The 14,329-nt window shown below is 73.9% G+C and carries 16 protein-coding genes and 1 tRNA gene; 7 read left to right on the top strand and 10 right to left on the bottom strand.

Going from position 1 to position 14,329, the window contains the following annotated elements; translation table 11 throughout:
- Positions 1 to 2: 2 nt before the first annotated feature.
- The 3 genes from ACWDRR_RS38885 to ACWDRR_RS38895 all read left to right on the top strand — a co-directional run bounded on the left by ACWDRR_RS38885 (position 3) and on the right by ACWDRR_RS38895 (position 2,280).
- On the top strand, positions 3 to 563 hold the full coding sequence (locus ACWDRR_RS38885) for a cysteine hydrolase family protein (protein ID WP_449777014.1): 561 nt from the start codon (positions 3 to 5) through the stop codon (positions 561 to 563).
- A gap of 241 nt (positions 564 to 804) precedes the next feature.
- On the top strand, positions 805 to 1,587 hold the full coding sequence (locus ACWDRR_RS38890) for an SDR family NAD(P)-dependent oxidoreductase (RefSeq protein ID WP_449777015.1): 783 nt from the start codon (positions 805 to 807) through the stop codon (positions 1,585 to 1,587).
- A 75-nt stretch (positions 1,588 to 1,662) separates the two neighbouring features.
- On the top strand, positions 1,663 to 2,280 hold the full coding sequence (locus ACWDRR_RS38895; protein WP_449777016.1) for an ester cyclase: 618 nt from the start codon (positions 1,663 to 1,665) through the stop codon (positions 2,278 to 2,280).
- Between the two features lie 129 nt (positions 2,281 to 2,409).
- Here the strand turns inward: ACWDRR_RS38895 and ACWDRR_RS38900 are convergent, their stop codons facing one another.
- Positions 2,410 to 3,015, bottom strand: a complete 606-nt coding sequence (locus ACWDRR_RS38900) for a hypothetical protein (protein WP_449777017.1) — start codon at positions 3,013 to 3,015, stop codon at positions 2,410 to 2,412.
- A 331-nt stretch (positions 3,016 to 3,346) separates the two neighbouring features.
- Here ACWDRR_RS38900 and ACWDRR_RS38905 point away from each other — a divergent pair, with 331 nt between their 5' ends.
- Entirely contained in the window at positions 3,347 to 3,556 is a 210-nt protein-coding gene (locus ACWDRR_RS38905) for a DUF5703 family protein (RefSeq protein ID WP_363608817.1), read from the top strand.
- A gap of 436 nt (positions 3,557 to 3,992) precedes the next feature.
- Here the strand turns inward: ACWDRR_RS38905 and ACWDRR_RS38910 are convergent, their stop codons facing one another.
- The 3 genes from ACWDRR_RS38910 to ACWDRR_RS38920 form a co-directional block, all read right to left on the bottom strand.
- Positions 3,993 to 4,853, bottom strand: coding sequence for a chaplin family protein (locus tag ACWDRR_RS38910; RefSeq protein ID WP_449777018.1), 861 nt, complete (start codon positions 4,851 to 4,853; stop codon positions 3,993 to 3,995).
- A 403-nt stretch (positions 4,854 to 5,256) separates the two neighbouring features.
- Positions 5,257 to 5,499 carry a chaplin gene (locus ACWDRR_RS38915; RefSeq protein WP_380393546.1) on the bottom strand — a complete coding sequence of 81 codons (243 nt, stop codon included), beginning with the start codon at positions 5,497 to 5,499 and terminating at the stop codon, positions 5,257 to 5,259.
- Between the two features lie 260 nt (positions 5,500 to 5,759).
- Positions 5,760 to 7,106 carry a M20/M25/M40 family metallo-hydrolase gene (locus ACWDRR_RS38920; protein ID WP_449777019.1) on the bottom strand — a complete coding sequence of 449 codons (1,347 nt, stop codon included), beginning with the start codon at positions 7,104 to 7,106 and terminating at the stop codon, positions 5,760 to 5,762.
- 292 nt (positions 7,107 to 7,398) lie between these two features.
- On the opposite strand from ACWDRR_RS38920, the gene ACWDRR_RS38925 reads away from it, so the two are divergent.
- The 3 genes from ACWDRR_RS38925 (at position 7,399) to ACWDRR_RS38935 (ending at position 8,901) form a co-directional block, all read left to right on the top strand.
- Positions 7,399 to 7,483 (top strand) — tRNA-Leu (locus ACWDRR_RS38925).
- Between the two features lie 289 nt (positions 7,484 to 7,772).
- On the top strand, positions 7,773 to 8,492 hold the full coding sequence (locus ACWDRR_RS38930) for a hypothetical protein (RefSeq protein ID WP_449777020.1): 720 nt from the start codon (positions 7,773 to 7,775) through the stop codon (positions 8,490 to 8,492).
- A 52-nt stretch (positions 8,493 to 8,544) separates the two neighbouring features.
- On the top strand, positions 8,545 to 8,901 hold the full coding sequence (locus ACWDRR_RS38935) for a zinc ribbon domain-containing protein YjdM (protein ID WP_449777021.1): 357 nt from the start codon (positions 8,545 to 8,547) through the stop codon (positions 8,899 to 8,901).
- Positions 8,902 to 8,905: 4 nt separating this feature from the next.
- On the opposite strand, the gene ACWDRR_RS38940 is transcribed toward ACWDRR_RS38935, so the two are convergent.
- The 6 genes from ACWDRR_RS38940 to ACWDRR_RS38965 form a co-directional block, all read right to left on the bottom strand.
- Positions 8,906 to 10,129 (bottom strand): SWIM zinc finger family protein, encoded by a 1,224-nt coding sequence (locus ACWDRR_RS38940; RefSeq protein ID WP_449777022.1) that lies wholly within the window; start codon positions 10,127 to 10,129, stop codon positions 8,906 to 8,908.
- 50 nt (positions 10,130 to 10,179) lie between these two features.
- Positions 10,180 to 10,431, bottom strand: coding sequence for a hypothetical protein (locus ACWDRR_RS38945; RefSeq protein WP_449777023.1), 252 nt, complete (start codon positions 10,429 to 10,431; stop codon positions 10,180 to 10,182).
- A 91-nt stretch (positions 10,432 to 10,522) separates the two neighbouring features.
- Positions 10,523 to 11,539 (bottom strand): DUF2278 family protein, encoded by a 1,017-nt coding sequence (locus ACWDRR_RS38950; RefSeq protein WP_449777024.1) that lies wholly within the window; start codon positions 11,537 to 11,539, stop codon positions 10,523 to 10,525.
- Between the two features lie 196 nt (positions 11,540 to 11,735).
- Positions 11,736 to 13,148, bottom strand: coding sequence for a chloride channel protein (locus ACWDRR_RS38955; protein WP_449777025.1), 1,413 nt, complete (start codon positions 13,146 to 13,148; stop codon positions 11,736 to 11,738).
- 261 nt (positions 13,149 to 13,409) lie between these two features.
- Entirely contained in the window at positions 13,410 to 14,105 is a 696-nt protein-coding gene (locus ACWDRR_RS38960; RefSeq protein ID WP_449777026.1) for a TetR family transcriptional regulator, read from the bottom strand.
- 133 nt (positions 14,106 to 14,238) lie between these two features.
- On the bottom strand, positions 14,239 to 14,329 hold a 91-nt coding region (locus ACWDRR_RS38965; protein ID WP_144385854.1), incomplete at its 5' end, for an acyl-CoA dehydrogenase family protein.

Here is a 14,329-nt window from a genome sequence, read left to right on the forward strand (position 1 = left end):
GCATGACCACACTCGAAGGCCGTCCGCACACCGCGCTGCTCGTCGTCGACGTGCAGAACGGCGTCGTCGAGGGAGCCCACGAGCGCGACGCGGTCGTCGCCAACATCGGCCGCCTGGTGGCGAAGGCCCGCCGCGAAACGGTCCCCGTCATCTGGGTCCAGCACTCCGACGCGGACCTGGTGCCGGAGAGCGACGGCTGGCGGATCGTCCCCGAGCTGACGCCGGGCGGGACCGAGCCGCTGGTCGGGAAGAACTACGGCGACTCCTTCGAGGACACCGCCCTGGAGACGGTGCTGTCGGGTCTCGGCATCGGCCGGCTCGTCGTCGTCGGCGCGCAGACCGACCAATGCATCCGCTCGACCCTCCACGGCGCCCTCGTCCGGGGTTACGACGCGGTCCTGGTCGCCGATGCCCACACGACCGAGGACCAGACCGCCTGGGGGGCGCCGCCGCCTGCCCAGGTCATCGCCCACACCAACCTGTACTGGACGTACCAGACGGCGCCCGGGCGGACCGCCGGGACGGTCGCCACCGAGGACGTCGACTTCGGCGCCACGCCCTGACGCCCGCGCCGGCCCGGCCCCGGCCCTGCTGTCCGCTCGGTCCTGACGCCACGCCGTCCTGGCCTCGCGCCGTCCTGGCCTCGCGCCGTCGGAGCGGAGGTCCGCCGGCTACCGCGGGGCCGGGTCGGGAGCCGTCCATAGACAACGGTCATGGCTCCGGTAGAAATCAAGCCTTGGACGCATACTCCCAGGTCGACGGAGGGTGGAGACAGTTCCCCACGCAACCGAGGAGTGCTGTCCCATGGATCTTCAGCTCACTGGCAAGGTGGTCGTCGTCACCGGTGCCTCCGCCGGGATCGGCGCCGCCGCCGTCCGGCTGCTCGCCGCCGAGGGCGCCACGGTGGTCGGGGTGTCCCGGTCGCCCGAGGGGGTGGCGGAGCTCGGGGAGCGGGTCGAGGCGCTGGCCGCCGACGTGACGGAGCCCGGCGCGGCCGGCCGGGTCGTCGAGCGGGTGCTGGCCCGGCACGGACGGCTGGACGCGCTGGTCAACAACGTCGGCGGGCTGGACGCCCGGGCAGGCTTCCTGGAGGTCACCGACGAGCAGTGGCTGGCCACCTTCGACCTCAACTTCCACGCCGCGGTGCGGATGAGCCGTGCCGCCCTGCCCGCGCTGCTGCGCGAGGGCGGCGCGCTGGTGCACGTCGCCAGCGAGGCGGCCCGGCTGCCGGACAGCCCGCTGGTGGACTACGCCGCGGCCAAGACCGCCCTGCTCTCGCTCTCCAAGTCGCTCGCCGTGGAGTTCGGCGTCCACGGGGTCCGGTCCAACGTGGTGTCGCCCGGCCCGACCAGGACGCGGCTCTGGGACGCGCCCGGCGGCTTCGCCGGGCAACTCGCCGACCGCTTCGGCCTGCCGGTGGAGGCGGCCGTCGAGCACTTCGTGCGGGAGGTCCGGCGCCTGCCGAGCGCTCGGCTCGGCACGCCCGAGGACGTGGCCCGGGTGATCGCCTACCTGGCCTCGCCGCTCGCCGGCCAGGTCACCGGTGCCGAGTGGGCCGTCGACGGCGGCGCGCTCCGTCAGCTCTGAGCTCCCACCCACCCCACCGGCACCGCACAACCCACCTGTGCGGGTGCCCGCACCCGAAGGGAAACGTCCGAAACCATGCGCTCGCAGAAGCGTTTCCGCACCGCCGCACTCGGCCTCGCCGGCCTGCTCCTCACCGCGGTGGGCGTCTCCGCCGCGAACACCGCCGCCGCCCACGGACCGGACCGGCCCGCCACCGACCGGGCCTGGCGGCTGGTCGACCGCTCGCCCGGCCTCGTCCAGCCGCGCGCGCTGACCGTCGACGGCTCGCTCGGCACCCGCCGGGCGGCCCAGGAAGTCCGGCTCGCCCAGCAGCTCTACACCTTCTGGAACACCGGTGAGCAGCGCCACCTGGACGCCGCCGTCGCCCCGGACTTCCGGGACAACACGCTCCCGGCGGGCCGCCCGCAGGGTCCCACCGGCCCCGCCTTCGCCTCGCGCGCCTTCCGCGCCGCCGTGCCGGATCTGACCTGCGAGCTGTCGGACCTGCTGGTCACCGGTGACAGGATCACCGCCCGGCTGGTCTTCCGCGGCCACTTCAGCGGCGTCTACGACGGCCGGCAGGGCGATGGCCGGCGCGTCGAGTTCAACGCGATCGACATCCAGCACGTCGGCACGGTGCGGATCACCGAGGACTGGCACATCGAGGACAACCTGACGCTGATGGCGCAGCTCGGCGCGGCCGCCGGCCACTGAGCGCCCGGCCGGCGCCGGTCCCCGCCCTGCCGCCCCGGGCAGGGCGGGGCGGCAGGGCGGGGACCGGGTCACAGGGCAGGAACCCGGTGGCAGGGCGGGAACCCGGGTGGCAGGACGGAACAGCCCGGGTCAGTCGTCGGGGTCCTCGTCGTCGTAGACCTCGCTGACGTCGAACCGGCAGATCAGCAGCTGCGGGTCGGCGTGCTCGAACGGCTCCGGCAGCCACTCCCCCGGCTCGGTCGGCTCGGCGGCGGCGACCCAGAGCGTGGAGTCACCCTCCTCCAGGCCGAACTCCTCGCTCCGGGCGGCGATCTCGTCCGGCTCGTACTCGCCGAACAGCACGCCGATGGCGGCGTTCACCTCGCCCGATCCGCCCCCGCCGGGGGTCAGCGAGTCGTCCAGCCGCTCGGCCTGGGCGCGCAGCCGCTTCGGGTCGACCACGTGGTAGTCGCGGCGGATCAGCACGCTGATCGCCTCGGGCTGCTCGGGGCCGTGGTATCCGCCCGGCCCCTCGTCCCCGGGGACCTCGAACGGGGTGACCTCGTCGTAGACCTCGTAGAGGAGTTGGTCGTACGCGATGGCCGCCGTCGCGAGCTGCTCGTAGGCGGCGAACACAGCGGGATCGTCCGCTGCGCTGGGGCTTGACACCGCTTCCAGATGACGGTCGATGGCGGCCTTGACCGCCTCGGCGGCGGCGCGTACCTCGGCAATGGTGGGCTGCGCGGCATCAGACATGGTGCAGACGCTATCTCCCCGCGGTGTCGGTACGCACAGCGGTTGTCACCTACACCCGCGATTTCACCGCAACTTCCCCCCTGATGTCCGATCCGCGTGGTTCTGTACCCGCGCACGCCCGCGCAGGGCGCACGTACCCGGCGCCGCCGGGCCGTCCGCGTGCCGCTTCCGCGAGCCGTGATCGGGGTATCCCGTCCGCAGTGGAAACGGAACTGATGCACTGTCAGGAGCACGGGTCCGGGGCCCGCCGGGAGGGCGGCCGAAAATACCCGGGCCCGTTGTCGGAGGCAGGCCGTAGGCTTGCCCGAAGGTGTCCCTCAGGAGGAGCGTTTTGACCCCACCGAAGCCGGTCCGGCAGCCGGAGTACGAGTACCAGTCCCTGCGCATGCCGCGCGGCACCTCCCGCAACGCGGCGCGCCAACTGCTCACCGAGCATGCCGAATACGGGCATTGGGAGCTGGACAGACTCCGGCTGTTCCCCGACGGAAGCCGAACGGTGCTGCTGCGGCGGCGGATCATCCGGCAGGTCCGGAGCTGGTGACGGGCCCCGCGCGCTGATCGGTCCGGCCCGCCCGCGCCCCCGGCCGCTCGCCTGCCGGATCGCGTGCCGGCTTCGCGGGCGCGCGGCTGTGCACGCTGGGTAGCCTCGCGGGTCGTCCTCGTGAGCACCCGCCGACGCGGCGACCGCGCCGACGCTGCTCGGCCTTCGGCACGGCTCCGACCTCCGGCCTCCGACCTTCGGCGCAGCGCGCTCTCCCGCGCGGCGCGGCCGCCGGGTGCCCGCGACCGTCCGTTCGACCGACGGCCGCGGGCACCCGGCGCTCACCACCGGGCCCGCACGGCGCCCGCTACCGCCGGCAGCCCCGCCGGGCCCTCCCGGGATGCTGCGGCACTACGGGCGCCGCCTCAGGCTTCGACCCCTCGGGGAGCGGGCCCCACCCAGGGCGAGGATGCCTCGCCCGGCGCCCGGCCTCCGATCAGCGTGCGCCGGCGCGGGCGCGACGGTAGAGCACGCCTCCACCGAGCAGCAGCGCGAGGCCGGCCGCGCCGAGCAGCTCGGTGCCGCCCGCACCGGTCGAGGCCAGCTGGCCGCTCCCGGCCGCCTCCGGCGCGGCGGTGCGAGCCGAGGCCGGCACGGCCTGCCCGCTCTGACCGCCGCCGGCCGCGGTGGTCGCCGCCGGCGTGCTCGTCGTGGTGGTCCCCGCCGGGGTGGTGCTACCCGCCGGGGTGCCGGTGGACGGGCCGCCCGTCCGGGGGTTGCCGGGCGTGGTCTCACCGCCGCCCGGGTGCTGCGACGGCGGGGTGGACGGCTGACCGGTGCCGGGCGGCGGCGGGTTGTGCGAGCCGTGCCCCTCGGGGCAGTCCTCGTCCGGCTTGGCGGGCGGGGTGGCCACGACCGGGCCCTCGTTCCCGCAGGCGTTCCCGAAGGCCGGGTTGCCGACGCCGACCACGTCGACCGAGTTGCCGCAGGCGTTGACCGGGATGTGCACGGGCGCCTGGACGTTGTTGCCGGAGGCCACGCCGGGCGAGCCGGCCGCCGGGCCGGAGGCGGAGGCGCCCGAGGCGCTCTGGCCGCTGCCGCCGCCGGGGTGCCCGCCGACGTTGGCGCAGTGGTTGCCGTACGCCGGGTTCAGCACGCCGATCACATCGACGGTGTTGCCGCAGGCGTTGATCGGCACCTCGACCGGCACCTGCACCGAGTTCCCGGAGGCCACGCCCGGTGAACCGACGGCGCCCCCCTGCGCCTCGGCGCCCGCGTAGGCGTAGCCGGCGGTCGAGGCCAGGACACTGCCGGTGGCCACGGCCGTGAGGAGCCCCTTCTTGGCTACATTCCTCATATTTTCCCCTGACGTATCGAGACGACGTGATGACCTACTGAAAGTCGGAATTTCCGAATAACGAGCAAGGTCTTCGAGTGCACAGGGGACAACGAGGGGCAAGCGGCGAGGTTGAGCCAAAAGAACCCGCTTCACCCGATCGAGCGACACATCTCGAACAGGGCGACACGGGGTGGACAGCACCACCGGCCGACCGCCCGTCGGACCGGCCCCGCGCCCCCGACCTCCGCGCCCCCGGCCGGCTCCGGACACACAAGTGCCCCCGGCGTGGCGCGTCCGCCACCCGGGGGCCGAGTGAGTCGATCCGATGACCGGCCCGTCGACCTGTCGGCCGGTGCTACACCGGCCGGTCGACCCGTCGACCGATCACGCGGTCATCGCGTGCTCGAACGAGCGGCGCGGCTCAGAAGTTGGCGCAGTGGTTGCCGAACGCCGGGTTCAGCACGCCGATCACGCTGACGGTGTTGCCGCAGAGGTTCACCGGGATGTGCACGGGAATCTGCACCTGGTTGCCCGCAACCACGCCGGGGGAGCCGGCGGCCACACCGTTGGCGGCGGCGCCGCCGTGGGCGGACGCGACACCGGCGGCGGCCAGCACCAGGCCACTGGTGGCAGCGGCAACAGCGGCGATCTTCTTGACCTTCATCATTCCTCCTGTATGGACAACGCAACCCGTTCGGCGGGCTGCATAGGAGTGAACGACGGTGTGGCAAACGGGGTACGGAACCTTTTCCCCATTCACCCGCAACGGTGATGTCTCGCACAGACAGTCGATGCGTGGATTCATGCAGAATCGTTTCTCTCGATCTCCGTTTCGCCCTCCCTAATCATTAGCTCGGACAATGCGGACGGCCCGCCCCCGGTAACCCCGGGAGCGGGCCGCGGTCCCGCGGGCGGGACGGTCGTTCAGCAGGCGTCGATGAAGCGGTCCAGCACCCGCACGCCGAACTTGAGCCCGTCCACCGGCACCCGCTCGTCCACGCCGTGGAACATCCCGGCGAAGTCCAGCTCCGGCGGCAGCTGCAGCGGCGCGAAGCCGAAGCAGCGGATGCCGAGGTCCTGGAACGACTTGGCGTCCGTCCCGCCGGAGAGGCAGTACGGCACGGCGCGCGCGATCGGGTCCTCCGCCTGCAGTGCGCTCTGCATCGCCTCGACCAGCGCACCGTCGAAGCTGGTCTCGATCGCCTTGTCCGAGTGCAGGCTCTCGCGCTTCACGCGCGGGCCGAGCACGCTGTCCAGCTCGGCCAGGAACTCCTCCTCGTAGCCGGGCAGGAAGCGCCCGTCCACGTGCGCGGTCGCCTGCCCGGGGATCACGTTCACCTTGTAGCCGGCGCCGAGCATCGTCGGCTGGGCGGTGTTGCGCAGCGTGGTGCCGATCATCTTGGCGATGCCGCCCAGCACCCGCAGCGTCTCGTCCATGTTCTCCGGGTCGAGCCGCACGCCGAGCGCGTCCGACAGCTCGTCCAGGAAGGCGCGGACGGTCTTGGTGATCCGCAGCGGGAACGTGTGCCGCCCCAGCCGGGCCACCGCCTCGCACAGCTCGGTGATGGCGTTGTCGTCGTTCTCCATCGATCCGTGCCCGGCCCGGCCCTCGACCGTGAGCCGCATCCAGTGCATGCCCTTCTCGGCCGTCTCCACCAGGTAGAGCCGGACCTGGTCGTTGACGGTGAAGGAGAAGCCGCCGACCTCGCCGATGCCCTCGGTCACCCCTTCGAAGAGGTCCGGGTGCTTGTCCACCAGGTACCGGGCGCCGTACGTGCCGCCCGCCTCCTCGTCCGCCACGAAGGCCAGCACCAGGTCCCGCGGGGGCTTGCGCCCGGTCCGCAGGCGGTCGCGCACGACGGCCAGCGTCATCGCGTCCATGTCCTTCATGTCGACCGCGCCGCGCCCCCAGACGCAGCCGTCCGCGATCTCGCCGGAGAACGGGTCGTGCGTCCAGTCCGCCGCGTTGGCCGGCACCACGTCGGTGTGCCCGTGGATCAGCAGGCCCGGACGCGAACGGTCCTCGCCCTCGATCCGGACGACCGTCGAGGCCCGCCCCTTGGCGGACTCGAAGATCTGCGGCTCGATACCGAACTCCGCGAGCTGCTCCGCCACGTACTCGGCGGCCTTGCGCTCGCCCGGGCCGGAGCCGTCGCCGTAGTTGCTGGTGTCGATCCGGATCAGGTCGCGACAGATCTCGGCGACCTCCGACTCGGCCGTCACCTTCGGCACCGCCGCCCGCCCCGCCGCCGACTCGCTCCGCTCGCTCACGGTCACTCCTCGTCTCAGCCCCGCACCGACGCACCAGCGCGCCACCCCCGGGACCTGCACCCGGGCCGTACGAGCACGTCCGCCCATCCTCCCCCAGCCCCCCACCCGTATCCACCCCGCGGGCACCCGGGAAACGACGCGAAACCCCCTGGTCACACCCCCGCCACAGAGCACCCCTTGCCCTGGTCACCGCCCCCGCCCGCTGCTCCGGAGCCGTTTTGGGAGCGCAAGCCGATCTTTGCTACAGTTACATCTGTCAGCGCGGCCGACGAGGCCGAAGAGACAACACCCGGTCCGGGTGGCGGAATGGCAGACGCGCTAGCTTGAGGTGCTAGTGCCCTTTATCGGGCGTGGGGGTTCAAGTCCCCCCTCGGACACAGCAGGATCGTCGGCACGGTCGGCGAGGAGATGCGGGTCAGGAGCAATCCTGGCCCGCATTTCGCGTTTGCACGGGGTCCTGCGGGAGTACGGTCCGCTGCCGCCGGATCGTCGATCACACCGCGCTCACCTGACACCCCGGTGACGGTCGCGACCGTCACCGGGGTGATGCGCAGACTCGTCGCGGCTGTGAGAGGCCCGGGGTTCAGGGGGTTCGTGAGCGGGACGGAGCAACGGCTGCCTCCACTGCGAGCGGGGCGTCAGCCCGCCGGCGTTGCCTTGCTGAACATGCTGGACGACCCGAGAGCTCCTCACCTCTGTGTCGTTTCCGGAGCGCGAGGCATCGGCAAGTCCTACTTGCTGGTCTGGTTGGCAGCCTCTCTCGGCGGCTCCGACAGCCCGGTCGGCCGGCGGCCGGACGCCGCGTTCTCGCTGGCCGGGATGACGGCGGATGCGGCGATCTGGCGATTGGCCGCCCGGTTGGGGGTTTGCGCGCGCACGGCGTCGGAGCTCGTCCTGGCACTGCGGGAGAGCGATCGTCCGAGACTGTTGCTCCTGTGGGATCTCGACCGCTCGGCCGAGCCCGCGGCCATCGCGGCACGGGTACTGGACCGGCTGACGGACGTACCGGGCCTGCGTGTGGTGGCCGAGGGAGCGGAGGGCATCTGGGAAGCCTCCCCAGGGGCCGCCGTCATGGCGTTGGACGAGCCCGGATGGACCGATCCGGCACGGTTCTCGGCCTGGTACGAGAAGCGGCGCGGAGCTTCGCCCCTGGAAGCTGCGGACGTCTACCCCAGCCCGGGGCTCGCCCTGCTCGCTGCCACGATCCCGGCCGAGGCGCCCCGGTCGACGGGGGTGGGAGTACACGCCGTCTGGTGGGCCGCCGCGGGAGACGCGGCCCGAGGAGCACTTGCCGCACTCGCCGGTGCCCAGCAGCCGCTGTTCAGGGTGCAGGGGCGGCTGAGTCGGGTGCACCTGCTGCGACGGCGCGGCCCGGGCCAGGCCTGACGCGTCCGCGCAGGTGGCGGGGTGTTTCCGGGCGCCCGGATACCCTGGGTCGGTGAACGAGAACCTGCCCCCGTGCCCCCGGTGCTCCAGCGAGTACACCTATGCGATGGACGCGCTGATGCTCTGCCCGGAGTGCGGGAACGAGTGGACGCCCGTCGAGGGCGGCGGCCCCGACGGGGCCGCCGGGGAGCGGGTGGTCAAGGACGCCGTCGGGAACGTGCTGAGCGACGGCGACACGGTGACGGTCGTCAAGGCGCTCAAGGTCAAGGGCAGCCCGTCGGGGATCAAGGCGGGCACCAAGGTCCGCAACATCCGCCTGGTCGACGGGGTCGACGGACACGACATCGACTGCCGGATCGACGGGTTCGGCGCGATGCAGCTCAAGTCGGGCGTGGTCAAGAAGGCCTGACCGGTCAGAGGCCGTGCTCGTCGAGGATCCGCAGCAGCTTGCGCCTGCGCCGCTGCTCGGTCCTGAGGGCTTCGAGCTCGTCCGCGAACGCCGCCTCCGTCCCCAGGGCCCGGTGGCAGGCCCGGGCTTCGAGCAGCAGCCGGGCCAGCTCCCGGTACGGGCCGTCGCCAGTGAGCGGCTTGAGGCGCTCGATCGCCCGGCGGTGCTCCTCCAGTGCCTCGGCGGGCCGGCCGGCACCGCCGCGGCCGAGCTGCGCCGGCAGGGGCGGCTTGAGGGCCCGCTCGGCCTTGGCCAGTTGCTGCATCAGGTGCTTCTCGGCCCAGCCGGACGGGTTGCGCCGGCCCGCCTCCTCCGCCCGCTCCCGGACCCGGCGCAGGCCCGGCGCGCCCAGGAGGTCGCGGTAGTCGCCCAGTTCGGCCTCCAGCAGGTGGTCGTGGTCGCCCAGCAGCCGGTCGACCAGCCAGTCGGCCAGCTCGGTGCGGTCCGGCGGTGCCGCCCGGCAGGCCTCCAGGTGGGCCTCGTCGAGATCGGCGGCGACACCGCCGACGCACCCGGCGGAGTCGTCGATCCGGTCGTAGGACCGGCCGAGCAGCCTGATCGCCTCCCGGGCCAGGGCGACCGCCCGCGCGGCCTGACCCTCCGACGTCAGGGCGCGGACCGCGGCCACCGCCTCGCCGGCCTGGAGCGCGTAGGCCTGGGCGTCCGCGTACTCGACGTACCCGTACCGGCTGAAGCGGCCGACGGCGAGCAGGTCGGTGATCCGGGCCCGCAGTTGGGCGGGGTCGGCCCGGGCGGTCGCGGCCCGGAGCTCCAGGCGGCGGCGCAGGCTCCGGTCGCCGTCCATCAGTTCGCGCACCAGGAGCAGCAGGTCGTCGCGCGAGCGCGAGCCGAGCCAGGACTCCAGGGCGCCGGCCCGGGCCTTCCCCTCGGCCTTGAGCCGGGGCAGCTCGTCCCACTTCTCCAGCACCACCAGGCCGACCGCGACGCAGTGCTTGCAGAAGTTGCCGTCGAGTCCGTAGGGGCAGTCGCACTCGCCCGACAGCCCGTACTCCTCGTCCAGCTCCAGCACGACCTCGTAGGCCTCGGTGCCGCTCACGACGGCGGTGAACCGCTGGGCCCCGACGTCGAGTTCGGCGACCGCGTCCCGGTAGCCCAGGCCTCGTTCGAAGGAGCGCGGCCCGGCCAGCCCGCTCAGGTCGTCCTCGGTGAATCCGGCGCTGCTCGTCACACCGGTCATTCAAGCAAACCGCGGCGGCCGGCCGGCGGCCTTCCGTCCCGTCAGCGGGCCGTCCAGACGGGGCAGGCGGGGTGGTGGCGGTGGGTGCGGATGATGGTGCCGCCGAGCGAGCGGTGCTCGGTGGTGGAGACGGCGCAGCAGCGCGCCCACGCACCGGCGGGGGCGAGGCCGCGTGGGGAGGACGGCGCCGGCACGGCGGGTGCGGCGGACGGGGCGAAGGTGTGCGTCGCGGCCGGCGTCCGGTGCGGGGTGCCCGGACGGCGGCGGCGACGGCGGGGAGCAGAAGTGGTCACGCAGCGAGATTGCCCCGGCCGCGGCCGGTGAATCCGGGGCTCACCCGGATGGGCGACCGGGTGCCGGGGCGGGAAGCGGGCCGGGCGGGCGTCAGAAGGCGATCGTCCGGCCTTCGGCGGCGGCCTGGCGGGCGGTGTAGGCGACGCCGTGGACCTTGAGGCCGCGGGGGTCGAGGAGGGTGATCGCCCCGCCGTGGTTGCCGAGCGTGAAGCCGCCGGCGGCGTGGACGGTCAGGGCGGCGCCGGCGGCCAGCGGTCCGGCGGGCAGGGCGAGGCGGTGCCCGGCCTGGTCGGCGAGGTGCCAGCCGGTGAGGTCGGCCGCCACGGGCGAGGTGTTGAGGACGGTGACGGTCTCGTCCTCGGGGGCCGGGCCGAGCGGGTTGACCAGGGCGGCGACGATCCGCAGCGCGGCGTTGTGGCCGGTCGGGTCGGTCGGGCGGGGCGGGGTGCCGGGGAGGGGGTGGCCGGTGGCGTCGTCGGTGTGCCAGGCCTGGGACTGGAAGGCGAGGAAGACCGCCACCCAGCGGTTCTCGGCGGGCAGGTGGATCAGCAGGCCGCCGTCCTGGCGGACGCCGTTGTCGGAGCGGAACCGGCCGCTGTTGCCCTGGTTCATGTGGATGTCGTGGACGCCGTTGCCGGGCCGGAAGCCGAACACCTTGTCGGGGACGGCCGGCTCGGGGCCGAAGCGCTGGCCGAACAGGTACAGGGCGGTGGCCGGGTCGTCGATCGCGCGCTGCACGTAGTGGTCCAGCAGGTCGGCGAGGTCGTTGTCGGCGCCCGGGAGGCCGGGCGGCAGGACGCGCAGCGCGGCCGGGTCGAAGAGGTTGCCGCGGACGAAGTCCAGCGCGGCCGTGCCGGGCTTCGGGGGCAGGTCGGTCCAGCCGCTGCCGGCGGCCGGGAGCAGCCCGGTGACCGGGTGCCGGAAGTCGTCGACGACGATGTGGAGCAGTTCCGAAGGGGCCTGCTGGGATTCGACGTTGACCGCCGCCCGGTACTCGGTGCCGGCCGCGTCGCGGAGGTGGATCTGGTAGTGCGGGGTGTCGCTGCCGTCCTCGCGGCGCCGGTCGACGGCGGTGGCGGCGAGCACGCCGTAGTTCTTGAGGGGCATGGGTGGGGTGTCCTTCGGCCGGGTTCGGTGATCGGAGAGCACTCCGTTGTCCCGCACCCGGGGCCGCCGGTACCGGCGAATCGACGGATGTTCACCTGCTGTCCGCCCGCACCGCCCGCACCGCTCGGACCGCCCGCACCGCTCGGACCGCCCGCACCGCGCCGGCGACCGGCAGCCGCCGAGGGGCGCCCGCTCCTCACCCTCCGGTCGCAGGCCCGGCCCCGGCCCGGGGCCCGCCGCCGGGCGGCGCCGCAGCCCGTCGGCGGCCGAGCGCGTGGAGCATCTCGGCGACCACGAAGCCCGTCACCGAGGCGACGATCAGCAGCGGCATCGCGTCCGCGGAGTCGGCGCCGAGCAGGGCCGCCCCGAGCACGCTGCTGGTGACCGGCAACCGGGTGACGGCGGCGGCCGAGGCGGCGAGGCCGGCGGCCAGCCCCGGGGTGTAGCCGAAGCCGGGCAGCGAGCCGCAGGCCACCCCGAGGGCCCCGCCGATCAGGAGCGCCGGGAAGATCGGGCCACCGCGCAGGCTGCCCAGCGCGATGCCCCAGCCGAGCGCCTTGCAGACCACCAGCGCCAGCAGCACGCCGACCGGCCAGGACGCCGGGTCGGCGGCCAGGTTGGCGAGCGTGATCTGCCCGGAGAGCGCCGCCTCCTCCGGTGAGCGCCCGGTGAGCAGCGCGTACGCGCAGATGCAGACGCCGACCGCGACGGCGCACAGCACCGTCCGGACGGCCGTCGTCCGCACGGTCGGCGCGGGCCGGTCCGGCCGGCCGGTGACGTACCCCTTGACCCGCCCGCCGAGGGACCGGCCGGTCACGCAGACCGTCGCGACCGCGATCGCGACCGGGATGCCCCAGAGGAAGTCGCCCGGGTCGGGGATGCCGGACGCGGGCACCGACGGCAGCGAGAGGGCGCCGATCGACAGCCCGGTCCAGTGGCCGAAGCCGGTGAACACCAGCGCACCGATGCCGCTCGCCAGCAGGCACGGCAGGATCAGCACCGTCAGCTGCGGGCCGCCGAGCCCGGCCGCCTCGATGATCATCACGGCGGCGACCAGCGGGCTGCCGAAGATGGTGGAGATCGCCGCCGCCGAGCCGGCCGAGCCGAGCACCGGCCCCAGCTGGGGTTTGGCGATCAGCCAGGCGGGCCGGACCGCGAGCAGGGCGAGGCCGCTGCCCAGGCCCATCAGCGGCGCCTCGGGACCGAGCACGACACCGAGCGGCAGACAGGCCAGGGCCGCCAGCACCACACCGGGCACCGCCTTCGGCAGGATGGGCGGGCCGCCGAGCCCGTCCACCGGGATGTGGCCGCCCCGGCCCGGCAGCCGGGTGACGATCGGGACGAGCAGCAGCCCGGCGAGCAGCAGCGCGGGCAGCGGCCACCACCAGGGCGCGCGGTCCAGGCCGAGGGTCTCCGGGAGGCTCTCCCAGATCCAGTGCTGGAGCTCGTGCTCCAGGCTGACGAAGCCGAAGGCGGCCAGCGAGACCGGGATGCCGACGAGGGCCGAGATCAGCAGGAGGCCCAGGTAGCCCTTCTTCAGCAGCACCGCGCGGACGGCGTCGGGGCCGCCGCTCTGCCTCCCGGTCTGCTGGCCGGTCTGCTCAGGCATGCCCGCTCCTCGCGCTCACCGGGGCCGGCCGCCGCCCGGTCCCGTCCTGGGACCGAGTCTCGCCCGGGGGCGCGGGGCCCGCGCCCCCGCACGGCGCGCCCCCGGGCGGGTTACGCCGTACGGGTGAGCCGCCGTCAGTCCGGGGCCCGAAGGCCGGCGGGCGCGCGGACGGGGCCCGCCGGGCGGACGCGTCAGCGCGGAGGCGTCAGCGCGGACGCGTGAGGGCAGACGCGTCAGCGCGGTCCCGTCAGCGCGGACGCGTCAGGGCTGCGGGACCTTCCGGGACTCCTCCAGCGCGCTCTCGATGCCCTGCACCATCCGCCAGAGCGGCGCCCGGCGGCTGGCGACCAGCACCACGACGTCGTCCGCCTCGGCCCCGCCGGCCGGTGCGCCCTCGGCCGGCCGGTCGCTCCAGGTACCGGTGACGAAGGCCATCGCCGCGTCCACCTCGGCGGTCCAGTCGCTCTCGCCGCCGGAGCGCAGCCAGGTGCGCAGCGCGTGGTTGTGCGCGGAGACCACCGCGGCCGCGATCACGTCGGCGCGCAGCGCCCCGTCGGGCTGCTCGGCGAACCGGCCGCGCAGGTAGTGCGCGAGCATGTGCTCGTAGCGCCAGACCACCGACAGCTCGTACGCGCGCAGGCCGGGCACCTTGCGGGTGAGCCGGTAGCGCTGGACGGAGAAGGACGGCTGCTCGGCGTACATCTGCAGGACGAGGCGGGCGGCGTCGCAGGCGTGCCGGACCGGGTCCTCCTCACCGGTGCCGGACTCCAGGAACTCCGTCATCTCGGCGAGGCTGCGCTCGTGGTCGGGGAAGACCACGTCCTCCTTGGCCGGGAAGTAGCGGAAGAAGGAGCGCCGGCCGACTCCGGCGAGCGAGACGATGTCGTCGATGGTGGTCTGTTCGAAGCCTCGTTCCAGGAAGAGCTCGAAGGCGGCGGCGACGAGCGCCTCACGCATCGCCGGCTTCGGCGGACCGTCGTTCATGGGCTGGTCCTGCTCTTCCTTCTCGCTCATTCCCGGAACATACCTCGGCTTCGAACAGCCGAGCCAGCGTGTGCGGCGGGGCCCGGGGGCACCCCGCCGGTGCCCGCTACGGCAGGTTGCGGGCCATCACGATGCGCTGGACCTGGTTGGTGCCCTCGTAGATCTGCGTGATCTTCGCGTCCCGCATCATCCGCTCC

Source organism: Kitasatospora sp. NPDC003701, assembly GCF_053587085.1.